Origin of the sequence: Daejeonella sp. (assembly GCF_037719425.1) — a bacterium.
Lineage (GTDB): Bacteria > Bacteroidota > Bacteroidia > Sphingobacteriales > Sphingobacteriaceae > Daejeonella.
Map to the genome: position 1 here is coordinate 1 of NZ_JBBJNI010000041.1, position 4131 is coordinate 4131.

At 42.8% G+C, this 4131-nt stretch carries 4 protein-coding genes and 1 pseudogene; all 5 read left to right on the plus strand.

Annotated features, from left to right (window positions below; all coding sequences use genetic code 11):
* Positions 1 to 248: pseudogene (locus WKF69_RS07435) on the plus strand (SDR family NAD-dependent epimerase/dehydratase); the annotation flags it as partial.
* Positions 249 to 334: 86 nt separating this feature from the next.
* Positions 335 to 1279 (plus strand): GDP-L-fucose synthase, encoded by a 945-nt coding sequence (locus WKF69_RS07440; protein WP_340380872.1) that lies wholly within the window; start codon positions 335 to 337, stop codon positions 1277 to 1279.
* Positions 1280 to 1297: 18 nt separating this feature from the next.
* Entirely contained in the window at positions 1298 to 1531 is a 234-nt protein-coding gene (locus WKF69_RS07445) for a hypothetical protein (RefSeq protein ID WP_340380874.1), read from the plus strand.
* A gap of 172 nt (positions 1532 to 1703) precedes the next feature.
* Positions 1704 to 2840, plus strand: a complete 1137-nt coding sequence (gene gmd, locus WKF69_RS07450) for a GDP-mannose 4,6-dehydratase (RefSeq protein ID WP_340380876.1) — start codon at positions 1704 to 1706, stop codon at positions 2838 to 2840.
* A gap of 266 nt (positions 2841 to 3106) precedes the next feature.
* On the plus strand, positions 3107 to 4009 hold the full coding sequence (rfbA, locus tag WKF69_RS07455; protein ID WP_340380879.1) for a glucose-1-phosphate thymidylyltransferase RfbA: 903 nt from the start codon (positions 3107 to 3109) through the stop codon (positions 4007 to 4009).
* The last annotated feature ends 122 nt before the right edge of the window (positions 4010 to 4131 follow it).

Below are 4131 nucleotides of genomic sequence, written 5' to 3' on the forward strand. Positions count from 1 at the left end.
TCACTATAAAGCAGTTTGGGGATGAGATCATCAAGCTTACGGGAACAAAGCAGAAAATGGTGTTCAAAGAGCTTCCCACTGATGATCCCAAACAGAGGCGCCCGGATATCACCAAAGCAAGGAACATCCTGAACTGGGAACCTAAGGTGGGACGAGCAGAGGGCTTGAAAATCACTTACGAGTATTTCAAATCATTACCTGAAAAGGAAATTAAACACAAAGACTTTACTTACTATAATAATAAATGAAATAAATACGGCCGCTAGATTTATGAGGTTGCGATCTATATGGTGGAGCTTTTTAAGTTCTATAAAACCGGGAAATAAATCAGACAATGGATAAGAATTCAAAAATATATATAGCCGGTCATAGCGGAATGGTTGGTTCAGCTTTAGTACGAAAATTGCACGGGCAAGGATATACAAATTTGGTAAAGCGAAGATCCACTGAACTTGACCTCAGAAATCAGAAAGATGTTGCCGCTTTTTTTAAAGAGGAAAAGCCAGAGTATGTCTTTCTAGCTGCCGCTAAAGTAGGAGGTATAATTGCTAATAACACATACAGGGCAGACTTCCTGTATGAGAATCTTATGATTCAGAATAATGTCATTCACAATTCTCATTTACATGATGTAAGAAAGTTAATGTTCCTGGGTTCAAGTTGTATTTATCCTAAGCTGGCGCATCAACCATTAAAAGAAGAATATCTTCTAACTGGTTTATTAGAACCTACCAATGAACCTTACGCAATCGCCAAAATAGCCGGGATAAAGATGTGCCAAGCTTACCGTGAGCAATACGGCTGTAACTTTATTTCGGTGATGCCTACTAACCTGTATGGGATAAGCGATAATTACCATTTGGAGAATTCGCATGTTCTGCCGGCGCTAATAAGGAAGTTTCATGAAGCAAAAATTGGAAACAACAAATTTGTCACCATTTGGGGGACAGGCACGCCTAAACGCGAATTTTTATATGCAGACGATCTGGCAGATGCATGCTGCTTCCTAATGGGAAAATATAATGACTCGGAACTCGTAAACATAGGAATTGGCGAGGATATAAGTATCAAAGACCTTGCAATGTTATTAAAGGAGATCATTGGATTTGAAGGTAAACTTCAATTTGATGAGACGAAGCCGGACGGAACGCCAAGGAAGTTGTTGGATGTATCGAAGCTGCATGGTTTGGGATGGAAGCATTCGACGGAGTTGAGGGAAGGTATTAAGATTGCGTATGGGGATTTTTTAGGGGGAAGTTCTTTAGAAAACAAAAGATGATAAGGGAATAGTTAAAGCGTGATAGAACCTGATATATTTGCAAAGGAAAACAGCCGGATGTTTGCTGGCTGGTCGCCAATTAACACAGAGGGCACAGAGATTTTCACGGAGGGCGCAGAGTCACTAAGCGGAAGGAAAGCGCAAACATCAATGCGAATCTTATGTGACGGTGGTAAAACCTGGCTATTTTACGAACCTAACGATCTGGTTATTTGTATAGAAACAGATCCCTCTGCTGTAAGATACGTGTAAACGTGCGGATTATATATGCAAATAAACTAAAAAGTCGATCATTTTAAAGCGAACGCCAGGGAGTTCACGAAGGGCGAATACATCTAAGGCTTCTTCGTGTTTTTCCTCCCTGTTCTTTGTGTTAAAAACCTGGATGCGAAGCAGCCAGATAAATTGTAATAATAAATAATATATGAAAACAGCATTAGTTACTGGAATTACTGGCCAGGATGGAGCTTATCTAACAGAATTTCTTTTGCAAAAAGGATATTTCGTACACGGAATTAAAAGAAGAAGCTCGCTCTTTAATACCGATAGAATTGATCATTTATATCAGGACCAGCACGAAGGTAATTTACGTTTGAAGCTGCACTTTGGTGACCTAACTGATTCGACTAATCTGATCCGGATTATCCAGGAAACGCAGCCGGACGAAATATATAACCTGGCTGCAATGAGCCACGTTCAGGTCAGCTTTGAAACGCCCGAATATACTGCCAATGCTGACGGCCTTGGTACATTAAGAATTCTTGAAGCCATCCGAATCCTCGGATTGGAGAAAAAAACCCGCATATACCAGGCTTCAACTTCTGAATTGTATGGTTTGGTTCAGGAAGTGCCACAATCGGAAAGAACGCCTTTCTATCCACGCTCTCCATATGCTGTCGCGAAAATGTACGCCTACTGGATCACCGTGAATTATCGGGAAGCGTACGGCATGTATGCGTGTAATGGGATTCTGTTTAATCACGAAAGTCCGATACGTGGGGAAACTTTTGTGACAAGGAAGATCACCAGAGCCGCGGCTAAGATTGCCTTAGGTCTTCAGAAATGTTTGTATCTCGGTAACTTGTCAGCTCAGCGCGATTGGGGTCACGCTAAAGATTACATCGAGGCGATGTGGTTAATTCTGCAGCAAGACAAGCCAGAGGATTTCGTAATCGCTTCCGGGATCACTACGACGGTACGTGATTTCGTAAGAATGGCTTTTGCGGAACTGGGAGTGCACGTAGAATTCAGTGGTAAAGATCAGCATGAAAAAGGGGTGATCATCGATGTTAATACGGAAAAATGCAGCGAAGTAGGCTTCGACCCTTCATTTTTAAAGTCAGGCCAAACAATCGTTAAAGTAGACCCTAAATACTTCAGACCCACAGAAGTTGATCTGCTTATTGGTGATCCTACGAAATCAAATACCAAATTGGGATGGAAGCCAAAGTACGATCTTGCCGGGCTGGTTAAAGAAATGATATTATCGGATCTGCACTTAATGAAGAAGGATGAATATTTGAAAAAGGGTGGATTTGAGACATTGAATTACTTTGAATAGGGACGAGTTTTTTGAATTCACGTTTCGTTTTTTACCGCAGAACCCGCAAAGTAGACGCAGAGGGCGCAGAGATTAAAAAAAATTAACACCTTTCAAAATTGTTAAACTTTGACTTTGCGTCCTCTGCGAAAATCTCTGCGCTCTCTGCGGTTAAATTGCCGATCGGGCTAGCCCGCATGCCCTCCGCTCAGCCAGGGAATTCGCAACAGGCACCCCACTGCAAAACAATAAGAATTTCTATACCTTTGCCCCTCTAACAACTCTTGATGAAAGGAATTATCCTCGCCGGCGGCTCCGGTACCCGTTTACACCCCTTAACCCTGGCAGTCAGCAAGCAGCTAATGCCTGTTTACGATAAGCCGATGATCTATTACCCCCTTTCAACCTTGATGCAGGCGGGCATTAATGAGGTCTTGATAATCTCAACACCGCATGATCTGCCACATTTTGAAAAGCTTCTTGGGAATGGTCATCAGATAGGATGTAAATTTTCATATGCCAAGCAGGCGGTACCAAACGGGCTCGCCCAGGCATTTGTAATTGGGGAGAAATTCATCGGTGATGATGATGTGGCTCTGATCCTTGGCGATAATATATTCCATGGCGATTCTATCACAAATCTGCTCCCAACTATTAAGTCACCAGAAGGGGGGGTGGTGTTTGCTTACCAGGTATCTGACCCGGAAAGGTATGGGGTTGTGGAATTTGACGATAAGTTTACTGCTTTGTCAATCGAGGAAAAACCTGCTTCACCTAAATCACATTATGCTGTTCCTGGCTTGTATTTCTACAATAATTCCGTGGTTGAGATCGCTAAAAATATTAAGCCTTCTCCAAGAGGAGAATATGAGATAACCGACGTAAACCGGGAATATTTGTCCCAGGGAAAACTAAAAGTGGGTGTTTTAAGCCGCGGCACTGCCTGGCTTGATACCGGAACTTTTAACTCACTCATGCAGGCAGGGCAATTTGTGCAGGTTATTGAGGAGAGGCAGGGCTTGAAGATCGGGTGTATTGAGGAGATAGCCTTTCAAATGGGGTTCATTAATGCTCAGGAATTGAGAACTATAGCAGAACCGCTGAGGAAGAGTGGATATGGGGAGTACTTGATTAAGTTGACAGTTGACAGTTGCTCCGAAGGAGTCCCTACGGGAAGAGTTGAGAGTTGATGGTTGAGAGTTGAGAGTGGAGAGGCTGTTCCCCGATTTAGTCCCGGATCAAGTCCGGGATGGATCTCCTCAGTGGAAGGGGTAAACCGGTAATCAGTAATCAGTATTCAGTATTAATCGGT